The sequence below is a fragment of the Streptomyces sp. FXJ1.172 genome (assembly GCF_001636945.3).
Taxonomy (GTDB): Bacteria; Actinomycetota; Actinomycetes; order Streptomycetales; family Streptomycetaceae; genus Streptomyces.
Genome location: NZ_CP119133.2, coordinates 2,148,083 through 2,166,582, shown reverse-complemented (window position 1 = coordinate 2,166,582; position 18,500 = coordinate 2,148,083). Strand labels below are relative to the sequence as shown.

At 73.2% G+C, this 18,500-nt stretch carries 16 protein-coding genes; 3 read left to right on the top strand and 13 right to left on the bottom strand.

The features are described from left to right. Positions 1–2: 2 nt before the first annotated feature. The 7 genes from A6P39_RS09680 to A6P39_RS09650 form a co-directional block, all read right to left on the bottom strand. Positions 3–1,439: a GAP1-N2 domain-containing protein gene (locus A6P39_RS09680; RefSeq protein ID WP_067040969.1), complete on the bottom strand. Its 1,437-nt coding sequence runs from the start codon at positions 1,437–1,439 to the stop codon at positions 3–5. 5 nt (positions 1,440–1,444) lie between these two features. After that, complete coding sequence (locus tag A6P39_RS09675) at positions 1,445–2,527, bottom strand: TRAFAC clade GTPase domain-containing protein (protein ID WP_067040967.1); 1,083 nt, start codon at positions 2,525–2,527, stop codon at positions 1,445–1,447. A gap of 17 nt (positions 2,528–2,544) precedes the next feature. Next, on the bottom strand, positions 2,545–5,172 hold the full coding sequence (locus tag A6P39_RS09670) for a hypothetical protein (protein ID WP_067040964.1): 2,628 nt from the start codon (positions 5,170–5,172) through the stop codon (positions 2,545–2,547). 27 nt (positions 5,173–5,199) lie between these two features. Beyond that, positions 5,200–6,774, bottom strand: coding sequence for an Hsp70 family protein (locus A6P39_RS09665; RefSeq protein ID WP_067040962.1), 1,575 nt, complete (start codon positions 6,772–6,774; stop codon positions 5,200–5,202). Between the two features lie 105 nt (positions 6,775–6,879). After that, positions 6,880–7,374, bottom strand: coding sequence for a nucleotide exchange factor GrpE (gene grpE, locus A6P39_RS09660; protein WP_234378767.1), 495 nt, complete (start codon positions 7,372–7,374; stop codon positions 6,880–6,882). A gap of 132 nt (positions 7,375–7,506) precedes the next feature. After that, a complete protein-coding gene (locus tag A6P39_RS09655) occupies positions 7,507–7,890 on the bottom strand; it encodes a hypothetical protein (protein WP_067041139.1) in 384 nt (127 codons plus the stop codon). Positions 7,891–8,130: 240 nt separating this feature from the next. Continuing rightward, entirely contained in the window at positions 8,131–9,006 is an 876-nt protein-coding gene (locus tag A6P39_RS09650; RefSeq protein ID WP_067040957.1) for a polysaccharide deacetylase family protein, read from the bottom strand. A gap of 314 nt (positions 9,007–9,320) precedes the next feature. Between A6P39_RS09650 and A6P39_RS09645 the strand changes: the two genes are divergently transcribed. Next, a complete protein-coding gene (locus tag A6P39_RS09645; protein WP_067040955.1) occupies positions 9,321–10,907 on the top strand; it encodes a Na+/H+ antiporter in 1,587 nt (528 codons plus the stop codon). A 113-nt stretch (positions 10,908–11,020) separates the two neighbouring features. On the opposite strand, the gene A6P39_RS09640 is transcribed toward A6P39_RS09645, so the two are convergent. Beyond that, positions 11,021–11,446, bottom strand: coding sequence for an SRPBCC family protein (locus A6P39_RS09640; RefSeq protein ID WP_067040953.1), 426 nt, complete (start codon positions 11,444–11,446; stop codon positions 11,021–11,023). Positions 11,447–11,786: 340 nt separating this feature from the next. Here A6P39_RS09640 and A6P39_RS09635 point away from each other — a divergent pair, with 340 nt between their 5' ends. Beyond that, positions 11,787–13,343, top strand: a complete 1,557-nt coding sequence (locus A6P39_RS09635; protein WP_067040951.1) for a Re/Si-specific NAD(P)(+) transhydrogenase subunit alpha — start codon at positions 11,787–11,789, stop codon at positions 13,341–13,343. Positions 13,344–13,349: 6 nt separating this feature from the next. After that, positions 13,350–14,813: a Re/Si-specific NAD(P)(+) transhydrogenase subunit beta gene (pntB, locus tag A6P39_RS09630; RefSeq protein WP_067040949.1), complete on the top strand. Its 1,464-nt coding sequence runs from the start codon at positions 13,350–13,352 to the stop codon at positions 14,811–14,813. 63 nt (positions 14,814–14,876) lie between these two features. On the opposite strand, the gene A6P39_RS09625 is transcribed toward pntB, so the two are convergent. The 5 genes from A6P39_RS09625 to A6P39_RS09605 form a co-directional block, all read right to left on the bottom strand. Next, complete coding sequence (locus tag A6P39_RS09625) at positions 14,877–15,488, bottom strand: GAF domain-containing protein (protein WP_067040948.1); 612 nt, start codon at positions 15,486–15,488, stop codon at positions 14,877–14,879. Further along, on the bottom strand, positions 15,454–16,074 hold the full coding sequence (locus A6P39_RS09620) for a GTP-binding protein (RefSeq protein WP_067040946.1): 621 nt from the start codon (positions 16,072–16,074) through the stop codon (positions 15,454–15,456). The genes A6P39_RS09625 and A6P39_RS09620 overlap by 35 nt, the downstream gene beginning before the upstream one ends. Continuing rightward, positions 16,052–16,438: a DUF742 domain-containing protein gene (locus A6P39_RS09615; protein ID WP_067040944.1), complete on the bottom strand. Its 387-nt coding sequence runs from the start codon at positions 16,436–16,438 to the stop codon at positions 16,052–16,054. Before A6P39_RS09615 ends, A6P39_RS09620 begins: the two co-directional genes overlap by 23 nt. Before the next feature lie 3 nt (positions 16,439–16,441). Continuing rightward, positions 16,442–16,834, bottom strand: coding sequence for a roadblock/LC7 domain-containing protein (locus tag A6P39_RS09610; protein ID WP_067040942.1), 393 nt, complete (start codon positions 16,832–16,834; stop codon positions 16,442–16,444). 74 nt (positions 16,835–16,908) lie between these two features. Further along, on the bottom strand, positions 16,909–18,486 hold the full coding sequence (locus A6P39_RS09605; RefSeq protein ID WP_275883836.1) for a sensor histidine kinase: 1,578 nt from the start codon (positions 18,484–18,486) through the stop codon (positions 16,909–16,911). Positions 18,487–18,500 lie beyond the last annotated feature (14 nt).

Below are 18,500 nucleotides of genomic sequence, written 5' to 3'. Positions count from 1 at the left end.
GCTCACTCCTTCTCGCGGGCCGGCCCGCGTCGCCGCGGCAGCCAGGGCGCCCGCTGCGGCTGTGGCTCGCCGGCCGCCATCCGGTCGCGCAGGGCCTCGTAGGTCTCCGTCTCCTCCCACAGCCCCTGCCGGAACAGCCGCAGGATCCGCAGCGCGGCCGGCCGCGGCTCCCCGGGGGCCCGGCGCAGTGCGTACAGCGCGGTGGCCGGGCCGGCGGCGAGCAGGTCCGGGGCTTCCTCCACGAGCGTGGCCAGGGCGGCGCACGCCTGCGCGTCCAGGACGGCGGCGCGCAGTTCGACGGAGGCTTCGAGGGCGCCGAGCAGCCCGGCGAGGACGGCGTGCCGGTACGGCTCGGGCAGCGCGGCGATCGCGGCCCGTACGTCGCCGAGCGGTGCCGTCCCCCCGGCGAGATGACGCGCGACGGCGTCCCTGAGGCGCTCGGGTGCCACGCCCGCCTCCTGCGGCCGCAGCTCCGCCACGCCTCGTACGAAGCCCGCGAGCCCGGAGCCCTCCCCGCCGAGGGCCCCCGCATCGCCGGCCCCCGCGAGCAGGGCACACGCGGCCCGCAGCCGCCGTACGCCCGCCCCGGCGTCGTCCGCGGGGCCCGCTTCCCACAGTTCGGCGACGGCGTCCAGGACCTCGAGGCGCCCGTTCGCCAGCGCCCCCGCGAGGAACCGTGCCGCCGCGCCCGGCTCCGGACACCCCTGCGCGGTCAACCGGTCGAGGCGGAACACCGGACCCGTCACCCGGTCCCCGGCCTCCGGCCCCGTCCCGGTCAGATGGTGACGGTCGTCCTCGGGCCGCGCGGTGTACGTCGTGAACGTCAGCCGGGCGGCCAGGCCGGCCGGCAGGGTGTAGGAGACGGCGGCTATCCAGTCGACGACGCGGTCCGCGTCCGCGCAGACCAGGGTGGCGGCGGGGCCCTCGCCGGCCAGCGCCCGCAGGGCCGCGGTGAGCAGGGCCTCCAGGAGGCGGATGCCGGGAACGCCGTGGCCGGCCAGCAAGCGGGCCGCACGGTCGGGTCCGAGGGCGCTGCCGGGAACGAGCCGGGTCAGATCGGGCAGGCCGCCGTCCTCGTCGCACGCGGGCGCCGGGGCCCAGTCAGGGCTGTCCCACAGCTCCACGGGGCGCAGACCGGCCAGTTCACCGGGGGCGGCGTACCAGGCGTGGCAGAAGTGGTTGCCCCAGCGGCCGCTGTAGTCGTGTCCGGTGAAGACGGTGCGGGTCAGCACGGCCGCGGCGGCGCCCGGCCGGTCGTAGGCGAAGGCCACGGGGAAGGGGCGGTGCCGGTCCGTGCCAGGAGGCCGCGCGTATCCCGTCAGCGGGCGCAGGACGTCGAGTGCGGGGCGCGCCGCCGGGGAGACGGCGGTGAAGCGGAAGCCCCCGTGGGGTGCGCCGGCCGAGGGCGGGGCGGAGGTGTAGTGCGCCTGTCCTGCCATATGTGTCATCCCCGTCGCCGGTCGAGGGCACCGAAGCGGTGCAGCAGCCACATCAGGGGGTCCTCGACCCGGTGCGGGCGCACGACGCCGCCGAGCCCGAGGCCGCCGCCCTGCCGGGGCGCGGTACCGAGCATGGACAGCGCGAACAACTGGTAGTCGGTGCAGAACTGGGTGAGCCGCGCGTCGAGCTGGTGTTCCTGCCAGCGCCGCAGCAGAGCCTGCAGCTCGGCGTGGACGGCGGCCCGGTCGTCGGCGTCGAAGACCGGGCCGGGGCGGCGGGTGCGGTGCAGCGCGGAGTTGTCCGGCAGGTGCGGCCACAGCAGGTCGGCCTTGGTGAGGGCGACCGCGACCGGCACGGCCACCTTCCCGCCACCGCCCAGGTGGCCCAGCACCCGGGCCAGTACGTCACCCGACCGGCCCGGCACCCCCTCGCCGTCCTTCACCGGTGCCCCGGGCAGGTCCTGAGGGTCGACGAGGACGACGACGGCGTCGGCCGCGCCGAAGTAGCGCAGCTGGGTCTCCATGCGGTCCCGCGAGGCGAAGTGCTCTCCGGCGGTGTCGAGGAAGACCAGGGTCAGCACCCGCTCGCGGGTGCGTCCGAAGCGGCCCCGGCGGGTGCGGCTGAGGCGGTGCACGAGGGGCCGGCCGGCGTCGTGCTCGGCGGTCTTGGGGACGGTGTGCCGGTCCTCGTACAGGTGCCGTTCGTAACCTTCGTGATAGTCGGTCATCGTGTCGTCGTCGCAGGGCAGGAGCGCGGCGTCGAGTTCGCCACCGAGGCGGTTCAGCAGTTCGTGCACGAGGACGCCGATGTAGGTGCTCTTGCCGGAACTCACCGGTCCGGCGAGCGCGACCAGCTTGCCGGGACTGCGCAGATAGCCCTCCGGCAGCCGCCCCGCGCAGGCGGTGCAGCGCAGCCGGGCGGTGGTGCGGCCACAGGTGCCGCACAGCGCCGAACCTGCCCGGGGGTCGGCGGACGCGAGAGCCCGGTCCTCGGCGCAGGCGCCGCCGCTCGCGCAGACGTACGCGATCTGCGCCCGGGAGATGCTCCGGAAGCAGTGCGGGCACACCCAGGTGCGGCGCCACGGCATTCTCACGTCCACTCCCTTCAGGCGACCTTGAGCGTGTGCTGCGGCGGGTCGCGCAGCACGAGTGCCTCGCCGACGGCGAAGCAGCGCAGCCAGCCGCCCGGGCCCCGGGCAAGGCGCGCCGACAGCCGCACGTCCTGCCCCGGGCCGAGCGTCACGCCGGCGGCCTGTGCGAGGACCTCCCCGTCGGCGGGCTCCAGCGGCCAGAGCGGGCCGCGCGAGCGCACCAGCAGCAGTCGCTCGGCCCGTACGGCGGCGTGCGCCGTGAACACGGCGGTGACCGTGCGGCGTCCGGGCAGACCGTGCCGCTCCAGGCGATAGCCGGCGTCGGCGCGCGGCGGCAGTACCGCCGTGCTCGGCGGGCCGTACACGGGCAGCCCGCCGACCACGCCGACCGGCCGCACCTCGACCACCACCCCGGCGCCGTCCGCGACCGGCAGGTGTACGCCCGCCTCGTGCCGGTAGGCGGCGCGGGTGACGGTGCGCCGCCCGCCGCCCGTCTCGCCGGGGGTCCGCCAGCTGACCTCGACCTCGTCGCCGCCCTGCGGCGGCCAGTCGAAGACGACGGCCACGCCCGTGCCGCCGTGCCGGGTGAGCGTGGGGGTGCCGAGCGCCGGCGGGACGGTCGCGGCGTGCGCCCCTATGACGGCCCGTTCCCCGACGACCGTGACCGCCACCACCAGGGTGGGCCGGTCCGGCGGCGCGAACCTCAGGCCCTCCGGCGCGGGTTGCGCCGCGATCGGACGCCCGGGAAGCTCGGCCGTGCGCAGCCAGGTGCCGGCCGGCCACGGGGGTACGTCGTCCAGGCCGTACAGGCGCACCTCGCCGTCCGGCAGCGGGTCCAGTCGCGCCGAGAGGTGGCCGTCGACGAGGCTGATGTCCAGGCCGGTGACCGGTTCGGGCGGTGCGAGCGGCCTCGCGGTGCGCCGGATGCCGGCCGAACGCACGGTCCTTCCGTGGTCGGTGCGGTAGACGACGCGGATGCGGTAGCCGTACGTCGTGCCGTTGGCGACAGCGCCGTCCGTGAAGCCGTCGCGGCGGGCGGCGACGTGCACCTCCTCGCCGTCGGGCGCGGTGCGGACGACCTCGACGCTGCGGGCACGGTCCGGGCACGTCCACTCGGCGGTGATCCGGCGGTCCGCGGGCCGCAGGCGGATGTCGGTGACCTCGGGCCAGTGCACGACGGGCCCGCTCACCGTGAGCGGCGAGGGCGCGCTGCGGGGTTCGGCGGCCCGGTGCACGGCGACCGCGTAGTACAGCGGGACGCAGGCCGGGGGTGCGTCGTCCCCGTACGACGTGGCGCGGGGCGAGGCCAGCGGCAGCACCGTGCCGTCGGCCGCGTCGCGTGGCGGGCGCCGCTCGGTGCGCAGCAGCACGTACTCGGGCTCGCCGGCCGTGGACGGCGAGGGCCGCCACCGGACGGTGACGCCCGCGCCGTCCGGGGCCGCGGTGAGCGCGGACACCGGGTGAACCGCGAGGCCGCGGCGCACGGCGTCGGTCCCCGGCAGATCGCGCACGGCCGCCTCCGCCTGTTCCAGCAGGTCCCAGGCCCGGTCCGCCTCCGCCGGCGGCAGCCGGCGCGCGTGCTCCACCACGGCGCGCGCCTCGGCGAGTTTCTCGCGCACGTGCTCGGCCAGCGCGCGTACGTCCTCGGCGAGCGAGGTCGGCGGCAGCCGGTCCGCCACGGCGGCCGCCTCGGCGAGCCGGCCGTCCGCGACCAGGCGGCGCAGCCGCTCCGACACCGGATCCCCGGCCTCCTCGTGCAGCACCGCGAACACCAGCCGCCGCGCGTCGTCCTCGGCGACGGACAGCTCTCCCACCGCGTACGCGAGGAGCGTGGCCGCACTCGCGCGGGCGGCGCGCCGCGTGCGCAGCGGTGTCGCCAGTTCGTGCAGGAGGATCCGGGCGAGTCCCTGCGGGCCCTGCTCGGTCAGCACACCGCGGACGGCGGCGATCACGGCCTGGGCCGCGGTGTGCGCGGCGCCGTGCGGCAGCCGGCCCCAGCGGCGCGCCGCGGCCTCGACGACCGGCCGGTCGACGGGGAGCGCGCCGAAGACGTGCACGGGCTGTTCGGTCCGTCCGCCGGGTGTGCCCGTCGTCAGGAAGTCACCGAGATGCCGCAGCCCCAGGACCTCCAGGTGGCCTGCGCAGCGCGCATACGCGGGGTGCGGCACGGCCCGGGGCAGTGGTTCGGGTTCGGCGATCCGCAGCCCGAGGGCGGTCAGCAGCTCCCGTACCTCGTCCTCGTGGACCCGGTGGGCGGCGGCGATCCGCGCGACGGTGCTCCCGGCGAGCATGCCGAGCCCGCCCGCGGCCTCCTCCAGGGCCGCGCGCAGCCGGGCCCGCTCGGACTCCGCGTGCCGGCCGTGCGCCGCGAGGGCGGCCCGCAGCGGCCCCGGGTCCCCGGCGGCGGCCGCGTCCAGCAGCGGCCGGTGGGACAGGTATCCGGCCTCCAACTGCTCGATCACCGCACGGTACTTGAGCCGGGCCCGGCTCCGGCGCCAGCAGGCGCGGACCGCGGTGACCGCCTCGGCGACCGCGGCCGCGTCGAGGGTCTGCGGCAACTGGTAACGCGTGCGCAGATCCCCGGTCACGGGCAATCCGGCGTCGAGCACCTCGCGCCGGTAGCGCGACTCGTCGAAAGCCACGAGCGTGTTCCCCCGTCCTGCCCGCGGTCAGCCGATCCGCTGGCGGCTCATCGCGACCCGCGCCTCGTCGACCGCCTCCTGGGACAGGCCTCCGATCTGGATGGAGATCTCGATCTGCTCGCCGGACTCCCGCTCCGTGGCGACGACGGTGAGGAGCCCGGAGGTGTCGAGTGTGAACACGCACTGGAAGGGCCAGCGCGCGGGCTTGCCCGGTGGGATCTTCAACGTCCCCTGCGCGACGGCGGTGTTGTGTGCCAGCTCCTGCGACTCCACCGCGCCCGCCTGTTCCATCACCTGGATCCGGACCTGCCGTTGCCCGTCGCGAAGGGTGTAGAAGTCGTCGGTCACCGACGCCGGCAGGCCGTCGTTGGCGTGCACGAGGTGGGTCACGTACTCCCGGCCGGTGTCGATGTCCGTGACCCTGATGCCGTAACCGCGCGAGGCGACGGTGGCGATCTCGTAGGGGCGGTGGGCGAGGCCGGTCTCCGGTACGTCCGGCGCTTGTTCGCCCGAGAGTTCACCGCTGGAGACCAGGTACGCGGCCCGGTCGAGGGCGTAGAACGCGGCGCCGCGGGCCACCGCGAGGTCGGGGTTGTGCAGCCTGGGCTCGAAGCCGAACTGGGTGCGCAGGGCGGCGGCGACGGCGGGCATCTTGGTGGCGCCGCCGACGAGCAGCACATCGTCGAAGGACGACACCCCGCGCTCCGCCGCCAGTTCGACGGTGCGCCGGGTGATGTCGACGGTGCGGTCGAGCAGGTCGCCGGTCAGCTCCTCGATCAGCCCCCGGGTCAGCTCCACCGCTTCGACCCTGCCCTGGTGCATGACGCGGACGGTGTAGCGCTCGCGGAAGGACAGCGCCTTCTTCGCCTCCTCGGCGTCCTTGCGCAGCTGTGTCTCGGACTGGGGGTCGGACAGCGGGTCGTCGGCATCGGGGAAGCGCTCGCGGAACCGCTCCACCAGGTACGCCACGATACGGTCGTCGAAGTCGCTGCCGCCCAGCTCCTTCGCACCGTCCGTGCACAGCACGGTCAGCTCGCGTCCGCGCAGGGTGAGCACGGTGGTGTCGAAGGTGCCGCCGCCCAGGTCGTACACGAGGACGGCCCGGTCCCCGCGCTCCTCGGCCCCTTCCAGGGCCCCGTAGTCGAGTGCGGCCGCGATGGGCTCGGCGACCACGTCCAGGACGCGCAGGCCGGCGATCTCGCCGGCCTTGCGGGTGGCGTCCCGCTCCGCGAGCCCGAAGTAGGCGGGCACGCTGATCACGACGTCGCGCACCTCTTCGACACCGGTGGCCTTCGCGTCCTCCACGAGTTTGCGCAGGATGCGGGCGGAGATCTCCTCGGGTGTGTAGGTGCGGCCGTGGAACTCGCGCGGCACCACGTCGCCCATGTCCCGCTTGATGAGCTGTACGACATGGTCGGGGTCGAGGACGGTGGCGTCCTTGGCGCTCTGTCCCACGACGACACTGCCGGCGCTCTCGAAGTAGACGACGGACGGTGTGGTGTCCGCCCCTTCGATGTTGCGCAGCACGGCCGGTCTGCCGACGTCATCGATCCGTGCGATGCACGAGTAGGTGGTCCCAAGGTCGATGCCGTACACGGCCATACCGTCTCCCGCCACCGGGACGCCCGCGCCCGCGCCCGTCCCGTCCGTTGTCCGTCACATGTCCTGGTAAGTCGTGCCCGGGGAGCCCGCCGGAGAAGCGGACGTTCACGGGACGTCCGGTTCCCACCGGGAAACCACGACGTCGGCCTTGCGCACGACCCGTTCCCCCTGGACGAATCCCGCCGCCACGACGCGCGCCACCGTCCGGTCCGCCTCGGGACCTTCGGCCGCGACCCGGCCCACCGGACGCTGCAGCACCATGTCGAACGCCTCACCGGGCCGGGGTACGTACCGCTCCGCGCCGGTCCTGGCCACGGTGTCCGCCGCTTCGTCGGCCAGCGCGGTCAGCAGGGCGCGCAGCTCGTCGACGCCCAGCGGTACGGTGACGTGTTCGGCCTGGCGCAGGATCTGGTCGTGGAGCCGGATCAGGGAGTGGCGCACGAGATCGAGTGCCGTTTCCATCTCACCCCGGCGCAGCCGCTCGACCTCGTCGTGCAGCCTGGTCACGACCTCCTCGCGGCGCTCGGCGAGCTGTTGCTGACGAGCGAGCGCCGCGGTGAACTCGCTTGCGAGCAGGCACGGTTCGACTCTTTCCGACACGTGGCTCACAGTAGACCACAGGGGCCGGACGCGTCAGCGGAGCCTGCCACGACCCTGTGCCGGGCCAAAACAGCCGCGTCGCCGGGCCGGCGCCCCGTCCTGCCGTGCGCCACCCGACGACGCACGGCCTCGTCAGCCACCGAGGTTGATGGAACCGTGAACGTCCCGCGCCTGGATGACGGTGTTCTGCGTGCCCCCGGAGACGACGTTGCGCACCTCGCCCGAGCCGGTCCGGGCGCCCTCCAGGGCTTCGGCCGCCTGCCGCCAGGCCGCGAGGGCCTCGGCGAACGCGGGGTCCTGCCGGGCGCGGTGAGCCAGTACGCCGGCCAGCTCGGCAGCACGCTGCGCGTCGCCGGGCGCCTCGGCCAGGGCGGTCAACTCGCTCTGGGCGCCCGGCTCCCCGCCCGGCCGCCGTCGTGTGACCAGGTCCCGCAGCGACGTCCAGATCTGCTCCCCGGCCGCACCCGCGGTTCCTGAGGCAAGGGCCATGAGCAGTTCAGGTGCAATCTGGTCCACGAGATCCTCCACCGCTTCCGACACGCACGTCGTAGGCCGAGCGTAGGGCACGCAGGGCCCGCACAGGCCCGAATCCGCGGGAGAACCCGCCCGCCGGCCGGAACCGGCCGGTCCGCGCCACCGGGCCGGCCTCGCCGGGCGCCTGCACGCCCATGTCCCGCGAGGCCGTCCGAAAGCCCGCCCCGGGATTCACCCGTGCGGACCCCGGGCGGGCCGCGTCCCGGCGTTCCAGGGCGCGGGTCAGTGCCCGGCCGGGGGCTGGATGTAGTCCTCCAGACGTGCCACGGCGAACCCCTGCTCCTGGATGATCTTGAGCATATTGGCGAACATCTGCGTCATCGTGGTGCCCTTGAGTTCCGCGGGCCCGCGGAAGTGAGCCAGGATGATGTCGCCGGGGCGCAGCTTCTTGCCCGGCGTCTGGTACTGCAGGTGGCTGATCTGCATGGACTCCCGCCACCAGACGATCGCCCTGGGCCCGCACTCGCCCACCGCGGTCTTGGTGTTGGCGTTGTACAGGCCGTAGGGCGGGCGGAACAGCAGCGGCGCGGTGCCGTACTCCTTGGTGAGGATCCTCTGGTCGCCGCACACCTCTTCCTTCTGCCGGGCCAGCGGGATCGTGTTCATCGGCGGGTGGTGCAGGGTGTGGTTCTGGATGTGGTTGCCCAGCGCCTGCAGCTGCCTGAAGTACCCGTAGTCGGACTTGATGACGTCGTTCATCAGGAACATCGTGATCGGGATCTTCAGGTCCCGCATCATCTCGACGAACCTGGGGTCCTTCTCCTGGCCGTCGTCGATGGTGATGAAGACGACCTTCTGCGAGGTCGCTATGTGCGTGAAGACCGGAACCGTGCCGGAGGCGGAGAGCTTCACGGGTTTGTCGGCGGGGGGCTGCGGGGCGGCGGGCAGCGGCGTCAGCCCCCACTTGCGCCAGGCCGCGGGGCCGGCCGTGCCCGGCGCGGCGGTCGCAGCGCCGGTGGCGGCATGGTGCGCCGGGACCGCGGACGAGTGGATTCCGGTGCCGCCGCCGCCCGCGTCGCAGCCGCCCAGTGCCAGGGCGGCCGCCACCGCACCCGTCACCGCCGCGTAGAACCTGCCCCTTTTGTTGTGCTGCCTCACCGCGCTGATCTCCCCGTAGGTTCCGTGCCGTATGTGGTCTCGTTGGAAAGATAGCCCGACCGTACGGAAAAGTGATCAATGGCTGGGGTGCGTCACGGCCGCACACCGCCCGCGGCGTCCACCTCCTCGGCCCCGCACCGGCCCCGCGCCGGATCGCCGGCCGGGCCTGCCGGTGACACCCCGGGCCCGGACGACGCGCCGGACGGGGAACGGCCGTTGCCCACCGTCGGCTGCGTCGCCGCCACAGGTCGGTTACGTTGGTAAAGCAGATGGTCACAGGGGGGTCACAAGCTGTAACTCACCGGGGACGCTCCATGACCGGCCTGATCGTCGTCCTGCTGCTGGTGGTCCTGGCCACCGCCGTGGCGACCGGTGCCCGGCGCTGGAGCCTGCCCGCCCCCTCACTCCTCGTGGTCGCGGGTCTGGCCGTGGGGCTGATGCCCTGGGTTCCCGAGGTCCGCCTGCCGCCGCACGTGATCAACGTGCTGGTGCTGCCACCGCTGCTCTACGCCTCGGCCGGGGAGATCTCCGTCCGCGACCTGCGCACCGTGTGGCGGCCCGTGACCGGCCTGGTCTTCGGCCTGGTCCTCGCCTCGGCCGTCGCCGTCGGGTACGTGGCCCATGCGATCACCCCGCTCACCGCCGCGACCGCGTTCATCCTCGGCTCCGTCCTGGCCAGCACCGACCCCGTGGCCGTGACCGCGCTCGGCCGGCGCCTGTCACTCCCACCGCGCGTACAGGCCATGGTGCAGGCGGAAAGCCTGTTCAACGACGCCACCTCACTGGTCCTGTACAAGGTCGCCGTGGCCACCGCGGTGTCCGGCAGCGCCATCAGCGTGTCCGGGACCGCCCTGCAGTTCCTGATCCTCGCGGGCGGAGGAGCCCTCATCGGGGCGGCGCTCGCCGCAGTGGTGACCCTGATCCGCAGGCGGACCGACGACCCCATGCTGGAGACGGTCATCGCGTTGGTCACTCCCTACGCCTCCTACGTCATCGCGGAGCAGTCGCACACCTCCGGCGTGACCGCCGTCATCGTGTCCGGGGTCGTCCTCGGCAGCACCGGCCACAAGCTCGGGAACGCCCCCGTCCGCCTCCAGGTCCACGCCGTCTACGACACCGTGACCTTCCTGCTGGAGAGCGTCGTCTTCGCCCTGATCGGGCTCGAACTCCCCTCGGCCGTCCGTCATCTCGCGCGCGACGAGCACGGCTGGCCGCTGTGGGTGCCGGTGATCGCCTTCACCCTGCTGGCGATCCGCCTGCTGTGGATCTTCCCGCTGTCCGCCCTGATCCACCACCGGCACCAGGAGGGCGACAACCGCCTGTCCTGGCGCGTTCCGGCCGTCCTGTCCTGGGCGGGCACCCGAGGCGTCATGCCACTGGCAGCCGCGCTCTCCATCCCCCTGGTCACCCACACAGGGGCGCCGCTGCCGCACCGGGCGCTCATCCTCATGCTCACCACCGGGACCGTCGCGCTCACGCTCGTCTTCCAGGGCTTCACCCTGGCCCCCGTCGTCCGCCGCTCCGGCATCGCGCTGGAACCGGAGCACACCGCCCGCGAGGAGGCCCGGACCCGCCGGCACATCGCCCACGCCGCTCTCGACGAACTCAAGCTGCTGGGCGATCTGGACCAGCTCGCCGATCTGGGTACCGCCGCCGAGGCCGCCCTGAAACAGGCCCGTCACCAGCTGGAAGCGCGCATCCAGCAGGTCGAGGACGCCCACTACAGCGACCCGGACGCACGCCCCGCCGACGCCTACCGCGAGATACGCCGGACACTCATCGCCATCGAGGCGGCCGAACTCCAGCGCCTGTACGAAGCGAACAAGATCAGCAACGCCACCCGGCGCCGGATCCAGCACGAACTCGACCTCGAAGACGCCAGCCTCCGCCCCCGCGACTGACCGCCGGCTTCAGTGACCCCGCGCATACGCCGCAGGACGCGGCCGGGCCCGGGCGTGGGGTGCCGCGACCGCCACTGCCCGGCATCGCCGCCGGCGCGGAGCGCTCCCGCCGCTCACCCGCCTTCCACGTACTCCTTGAAATGCTCGAGATCGCTGCGGACGAGCCGTTGGATCGCGTTCGTCTGGGCGAAGCCCTTCGGCCCGCCGAAGGCGGCGCGGACGGTGTCGGGGTCGTACTCCAGCCGTGCCTGGATCCGGGTGTGGTTCCGGTCGATCGCCTGCACCGAGAAGGAACCGGTCAGGTCGGGGCCGGCCGTGGTGAGCCACTCCATCACGCGCTCGCCGCGATCGGTGACCTCGGCCTCGACCTGCTGGGCCCGGCCACCGGCCTCCACCTCCAGATGTGCCCGGCCTCCCGCCTCCGTACGCGCGTCCTGCACCCCTTCCACGAAGCGCGGATAGTTCTCCACCCGATGAAGGGTCTCCCAGGCCGCGTCGACCGGAACGTCGACGTCGACGTGCAGCTCAAGCGTGCTCATGGCTCACCTCCACGTGCCGCTCATGGCGCATGGCCTTGTGCCGCTCATGGCGCATGGCCTTCTGCTTCCAGTGTGCGCCCGGGTGATCCGGGTGTGCGCGTCCCACGGTGACGTGTCCTGGCCGCCACTGTCCGTGCACGGCGTCGTCCGTGATCAGCCGGACCGCGGACGGCGGCGTGGCGGCCGGCCGCCGAGTGAAAGACACCCCGGCCACGCCCATCGGTCGGGGCGGGTGTGACGGGTAGGTATCTACGGCCTGCGACCACGGGGAAGAGGCCGATGGACACCCCTTGATCGCGGACACCCCGTCATAGCCCGCTGTGAGGAGAGAACACGAGACATGTCTTCACGTGAACCCGAGCACCGCCCACCGCAGCGCATCGGAGTCGTGGCCGAGTCCGTCTCCGGGGAGACGCGGGTCGCGGCGACCCCCGCGACGGTGCGTCAGCTGCTGGGCCTCGGTTACGAGGTCGTGGTGGAGTCCGAGGCCGGCGCGGCCTCCGGCTTCAGCGACCAGGCCTACCTCGAGGCCGGCGCCGAGATCGGCCAGGCCTGGAACGCGGATGTGGTCCTGAAGGTGAACCCCCCTTCCGAGGCGGAGATCACCCGTCTGGGGCAGGGCGCGACCCTCGTGTCCCTGCTGGCGCCGGCCCAGAATCCCGGGTTGCTCCAGACACTCGCCGATGCCGGGGTGAGGGCCGTGGCGCTGGACGCGGTGCCGCGCATCTCGCGCGCGCAGTCGATGGACGTGCTGTCGTCGATGGCGAACATCGCCGGGTACCGGGCGGTCATCGAGGCCGCGCACGTCTTCGGCCGGTTCTTCACCGGCCAGGTCACCGCGGCGGGCAAGGTGCCGCCCGCGAAGGTGCTGGTGGCCGGCGCCGGTGTGGCCGGTCTCGCGGCGATCGGCGCCGCCTCCAGCCTCGGCGCGATCGTGCGGGCCACCGACCCGCGGCCCGAGGTCGCGGACCAGGTGAAGTCGCTGGGCGGCGAGTACCTCCCGGTGAACGTCGCGCAGGAGACGAGCACCGACGGCTACGCCAGGGCGACCTCGGCCGACTACGACCGTGCCGCGGCCGACCTCTACCACCGGCAGGCCGCGGACGTGGACATCGTGATCACCACCGCACTGATCCCGGGCCGGCCGGCCCCGCGCCTGCTGACGGCCGAGGACGTGGCCGTCATGAAGCCCGGCAGTGTCGTCGTCGACATGGCCGCCGCCCAGGGCGGCAACGTCGAGGGCACCGTGCCGGGCCGGGCGGTGGTCACCGACAACGGCGTCACCATCCTCGGCTACACCGATCTCGCCTCCCGGCTGCCCGCCCAGGCCTCGCAGCTGTTCGGCACCAACCTGGTGAACCTGATCAGGCTGCTCTCGCCCGGCAAGGACGGGCAGCTGGTGATCGACTTCGACGACGTCGTGCAGCGGGCCGTGACCGTCGTGCGGGACGGCGAGGTCACCTGGCCGCCGCCCCCCGTCGCGGTCTCGGCCGCGCCCGCGGCGAGGTCCAAGGCCGCGCCCGCCGGGCCCGGGGCGAGGCAACCGAGGCCGGCGCCCGCAAGACGCTTCGCCCTGACCGGGCTCGGCATGCTCGCCATGTTCCTGCTGGTGGCCTTCGCGCCCGCGCAACTCGCCCAGAACTTCACCGTGTTCGCGCTTGCGGTGGTGATCGGCTACTACGTCATCGGCAAGGTGCACCACGCGCTGCACACACCGCTGATGTCGGTGACCAACGCCATCTCCGGCATTGTCGTGATCGGCGCCCTGCTGCAGATCGGCCACGAGAGCCGGATCGTCACCGCGCTGTCCTTCGTGGCGATCCTGCTGACGAGCGTCAACATCTTCGGCGGTTTCGCCGTCACCCGCCGCATGCTGTCCATGTTCTCGAAAGGCTGACCCCAGATGACCTCCCTGACAGCCTCGCACGCTGCCGACCTGGTCGCCGCCCTGTTGTTCATCCTCAGCCTGGCCGGCCTGTCCCAGCACCGCACCTCCCGCGCCGGCGTCGTCTACGGCATCGCCGGCATGGTCCTCGCACTGGTCGCCACGGTCGTGACGGCGGCGCGGAGCATCGACGCGCAGACGGTGGTCCTGATCATGCTGGCCATGGCGCTGGGCGCGGCGGCCGGCCTGTGGCGGGCCCGCCGCGTGGAGATGACGCAGATGCCCGAACTGATCGCGGTGCTGCACAGCTTCGTCGGCCTCGCCGCGGTCCTCGTGGGCTGGAACAGCTACCTGGAGGTGGAGGCGCACGGTACGGCGCAGACCCGGATCGGCGCCGACCTGCTGGGCATCCACCACGCCGAGGTGTTCATCGGCATCTTCATCGGCGCCGTCACCTTCACCGGCTCGATCGTCGCGTTCCTGAAGCTCTCCGCGCGCATCGCGTCCCGTCCGCTGATGCTGCCGGGCAAGAACGCGCTGAACCTGGGCGCGCTCGGCGCCTTCGCCGCGCTGACCGTCTGGTTCACCCTCAGCCCGGGCCTGCCGCTGCTGATCGCGGTCACCGCGCTGGCGCTGGCCCTCGGCTGGCACCTGGTCGCCTCGATCGGCGGCGGCGACATGCCCGTCGTCGTCTCCATGCTGAACAGCTACTCGGGCTGGGCCGCGGCCGCGGCCGGATTCCTCCTCGACAACAACCTGCTGATCGTGACGGGCGCGCTGGTCGGCTCCTCCGGCGCCTACCTGTCCTACATCATGTGCAAGGCGATGAACCGTTCCTTCCTCTCCGTGATCGCGGGCGGCTTCGGCATCGAGGCACCGTCCGCGGGCGAGGGGGAGCAGGGCGAGCACCGAGAGGTGCGCGCCGCTCAGGCGGCCGAGATGCTCGCCCGGGCCCGCTCGGTGATCATCACCCCCGGTTACGGCATGGCCGTCGCCCAGGCCCAGCACCCGGTCGCGGAGCTGACGCGGCAGCTGCGCGAGCGGGGCGTAGAGGTCCGCTTCGGCGTCCACCCCGTCGCAGGCCGCCTGCCCGGGCACATGAACGTGCTGCTGGCCGAGGCGAAGGTGCCCTACGACATCGTCCTGGAGATGGACGAGATCAACGACGACTTCGCCGGCACCTCGGTCGTCCTGGTCATCGGCGCGAACGACACCGTCAACCCCGCGGCCGAGGACCCGGGCAGCCCGATCGCCGGCATGCCGGTGCTGCGGGTCTGGGAAGCGGAGCACGCCATCGTCTTCAAGCGCTCCATGGCCTCGGGCTACGCCGGCGTGCAGAACCCGCTGTTCTTCCGCGAGAACACCAGCATGCTCTTCGGCGACGCGAAGCAGAGTGTCGAGGAGATCCTGCACGCGCTGAGCACCGACGGACGCCGCGAGGCGAGCCCGGCAGCACGCCGGACGACCGTGGCCGGCCGGTGATCTGACACCGGGTTCGTGCCGGTGCGCCGGCACCGGTCGGCTCCGCCGGCGCGCCGGCACCCGTCAGCTCCGCCGGCGCGCCGGCTCCTCGAGTCGTTCGACCAGTTCCGCAGCCATGGCCTTGATGGTCTCCAGCCCCTTGCGCCCCCAGGGTTGCGGGTCCTGGTCGACCACGCAGACCGTGCCGAGCACCACCCCGGTGCTGTCTATCAGCGGTGCGCCCAGGTAGGAGTGGACGCCGATCGCGTCGACCACCGGGTTCCCGGCGAACCGCGGGAAGTCCCGGATGTCCTCCAGCACCAGCGCCCGGCGGCGCTTGACCACGTGCGGGCAGATGCCCATGTCGATGTCGCGGGGCATGACGCGGCCTGGCACGGGGTCCTCCAGCAACGGCGGACCCACGTGCGCGACGGTGTCCTGTGCGGCGCTGTACAAGCCCGCGAAGTACTGGCGGTCGGCGTCGAGGAAGAAGTTGACCCCGGCGTAGCAGCCGCCGGTGCGGTGTGCCAGCTCCCGTGCGAAGGCGTCGAGTTCCGCATCCGGACGGGCCTCGATGCCCAGCTCGCGCAGCCGCTCGGACCGGGCGCGCACCTGCGGGTCCTCCGGCGGGAGGAGCAGATGGCGCAGGGCGATCCCGGACTCAGGCCCGGAGGAGTTGGTCGGTGTCGCTGCCATGGGCACTCCTTGTCGTGATCAGGTGCTGGATCAGTTCGAGCAGCACGCGGATGCCCGAACTCTGGACGCGGGCGTCGCACAGCACCACCGGCACCTCCTGCCTGAGGTCGAGCGCGGTCCGCACCTCCTCGGCGCGGTAGCGGTGGGCGCCGTCGAACTCGTTGACGGCAACGACGAACGGGACATCGCGCCGCTCGAAGAAGTCCACCGCCGCGAAGGAGTGCTGCAGCCTGCGGGTGTCGGCGAGGACCACCGCCCCGAGGGCTCCCTCACACAGTTCGTCCCACATGAACCAGAAGCGCTCCTGCCCGGGCGTCCCGAACAGGTACAGGACGTGGGACGCACTGAGCGTGATCCGGCCGAAGTCCAGGGCCACCGTGGTGCCGGCCTTGTTCTCCACGCCGTCCAGCCGGTCCGTGGCCGCGCTGACGGCGGTCAGCATCTCCTCCGTGCTCAACGGCTCGATCTCGCTGAGCGCGTTGACGAGGGTCGTCTTTCCCACGCCGAACCCGCCGGCGATGAGCACCTTGATCCCCACCGGCAGGACACCGGCGGGCAGCGGCTCACAGTCGTTTGAGGAGGCCATCGCGTACCGCTTCCAGGAGGTCTCGGTCAGGTCGTGCGGGGTGGTCCAGGGACGGCGGGGGCGCATCACCTGCGACCACCGCGCCTCCTTCGGCCAGATCGGACAGCAGCACCTTGACCACGGCGGCGGGCACCTGCATCCGGGCCGCGACCTCGGCGACGCTCACGGGCTGCTCGCACAGCGCCAGCACCTGCGCATGCTCCAGGCCGAAGGTGCCCTGCGTCTGGACGCCCGTGGCCCGCACCGTGGTCACGAGCGTGAAGTGCGACGTGGCCCTGGTCCGGCCGTCGCTCACGGTGTAGGGACGGACCAGCCGCCCGACCGCTTCGTCGATCAGCGGTCCGTCGGGGAGGACCGGCGTCATCGGTTACCCCACCGGGTGCCGGGGCGGCGTGGCCAGGTGCGGGCGCACGCTCTTGACCAGCATGCCCATCTCGTAGCCCAGCACCGCCGCGTCCGCCTCGCGTCCGGCCAGCACCGCCAGTACCGCGCCGCGGCCGGCGGACGAGACGAACAGCAGCGAGCTGCTGAGTTCCGTCACGATCTGCCGTACGTCCCCGCCGTCGTCGAAGTGCCGGCCCGCGCTGCGCGCCAACGAGTACAGCCCACTGGCGAGGGCGGCCAACTGGTCGGCGGCGTCCTCGTCGAGCCCCTCCGCCGCCTTCACCAGCCCGTCCGAGGACAGCAACAGGGCGCTCCGGGTGTGCGGCACCCGGTTCACCAGACCCGTCAACAGCCAGGAAAGGTCTTCGCTCGCCACGATCGTGTTCTCCTCTTCGACGGAAGGAATCAGCTTGCTGGACGGGGCCCCGGGCCTTCGGGGCGGCTCGGCTGTCAGGGCGTCTCCGCTTCCTCGGCCCTGCGCAGTCCGCTCTGGAACGCGGCCATCAGGCCCGGGTCGTGTGCGATGTCCTCGGGGCCACTGGCACCGGGGCCGGGGACCGGGTGCGGCCGTTCGGCGGCGCGGTCCTGGCGGCGGCGCCGGGGCAGCTGCGGACGGTCGTCCGCGCCGTCGCAGGACACCGGGTCGGGCTCGGGTCCGGAACCGGACACGCGCGGATCCGCGGCGACGGCCGGCTCTGCCGCCCGGGGGTCGGCCCCCTCGGGTTCCACCGGGTCGTCCTGCGGCCCCGCGTCGGGGGCCGGGACGGTGCGGTGCTCGGGCGCGGGAGCTGCCGGCTGCGGGCCGAGCAGTGCCGTGGGCAGCACCATGACGGCCTGGGTGCCGCCGTAGACGTTGCTCTGCAACTGCACGGCGATGTCGTGCCGTTGGGCGAGGACGGAGACCACGTACAGGCCGATCCGGCCGTCCTGCAGCAGCTCGCCGAGGGCGACCTTGTCGGGAGCGCCCAGCAGGGTGTTCATCTGGTTGCGCTCGGCAGGAGACATGCCAAGGCCCCGGTCCTCGACCTCGATCGCCACCCCCGCGGCGACGGGCTCGACCCGTACGTGCACGGTGGTCTGGGGCGGTGAGAAGACCGTCGCGTTCTCCAGCAGTTCGGCCAGCAGGTGGACGACGTCGACCACGGCGTGGCCGCCGACCGCCGCGTCGATGGGCGGAACCAGTTTGACCCGGGCGTACTGGTCGATCTCGGCGACGGCGGAACGCAGCACGTCGGTCAGGCCGACGGGCCGGGTCCACTGGCGGTGGGTGTTCGCGCCGCCGAGCACGGCCAGGTTCTCGGCGTAGCGGCGGATCCGGGTGGACAGATGGTCCACCCGGAACAGCCCCTTGAGCAGGTCCGGGTCCTCGACCTCGTTCTCCAGGCTGTCCAGCAGTCCGATCTCGCGGTGCACCAGGGACTCGAGCCGGCGCGCCAGGTTGGCGAACACCTCGAACTGCTCGAGCCGGGCACTGTGTTCCGCACCGAGCGCGCCGGCGGCGGTCTCCAGCAGGGCTGCCTCCGCCTCGTGCCGGGCCGCGGCGATCTCGGATCCGAGGCGGGAGAGTTCGTCCGGGCCGGTCTGCGGCGGCAGTTCCGGCCGGCGCCGCACAGGGGGCTCCCCGGCCCGCAACCGGCGGCGCAGCGACTCCAGTTCGGCCCTGCCCCTGGCAGTGGTCCTCGTCAGCTCGGCCAGCTCGGCACTGTTGCGGTCGGCCGCGCGGGACAGTTGTGCCCAGTGCCCGGTGACCGCTCGTGCCTCCGCCGAAGCCCGTACACCCGCGATTCCGGCCGCCAGGGTGCCGATGAGGACCATGGCGGCGATCACCCCGCCCTGGTCCGCCCGGTCCAGGTGGCCACCGCCGGCCAGCACGGTGGCCACCGCGCCGGCCACGGTGACCACGCCCGGCGGCAGCACGGACCACAGCACCTGACGCCGCATCGAGGACACGGCCCGCGACTCGGCCGGCACAGGGGCGGTCGCGGGTGACGCCGGCCGGTCGCCCGGCGGCGTGGAAGCATCAGGCATAACAGTCCCCGGGC

Coding starts and splice junctions, on each gene's coding strand:
- A6P39_RS09680 (WP_067040969.1), bottom strand. CDS start 1,439: ATGGCAGGACAGGCGCACTACACCTCCGCCCCGCCCTCGGCCGGCGCA.
- A6P39_RS09675 (WP_067040967.1), bottom strand. CDS start 2,527: ATGCCGTGGCGCCGCACCTGGGTGTGCCCGCACTGCTTCCGGAGCATC.
- A6P39_RS09665 (WP_067040962.1), bottom strand. CDS start 6,774: ATGGCCGTGTACGGCATCGACCTTGGGACCACCTACTCGTGCATCGCA.
- A6P39_RS09645 (WP_067040955.1), top strand. CDS start 9,321: ATGACCGGCCTGATCGTCGTCCTGCTGCTGGTGGTCCTGGCCACCGCC.
- A6P39_RS09640 (WP_067040953.1), bottom strand. CDS start 11,446: ATGAGCACGCTTGAGCTGCACGTCGACGTCGACGTTCCGGTCGACGCG.
- A6P39_RS09635 (WP_067040951.1), top strand. CDS start 11,787: ATGTCTTCACGTGAACCCGAGCACCGCCCACCGCAGCGCATCGGAGTC.
- pntB (WP_067040949.1), top strand. CDS start 13,350: ATGACCTCCCTGACAGCCTCGCACGCTGCCGACCTGGTCGCCGCCCTG.
- A6P39_RS09625 (WP_067040948.1), bottom strand. CDS start 15,488: ATGGCAGCGACACCGACCAACTCCTCCGGGCCTGAGTCCGGGATCGCC.
- A6P39_RS09620 (WP_067040946.1), bottom strand. CDS start 16,074: ATGGCCTCCTCAAACGACTGTGAGCCGCTGCCCGCCGGTGTCCTGCCG.
- A6P39_RS09615 (WP_067040944.1), bottom strand. CDS start 16,438: ATGACGCCGGTCCTCCCCGACGGACCGCTGATCGACGAAGCGGTCGGG.
- A6P39_RS09605 (WP_275883836.1), bottom strand. CDS start 18,486: ATGCCTGATGCTTCCACGCCGCCGGGCGACCGGCCGGCGTCACCCGCG.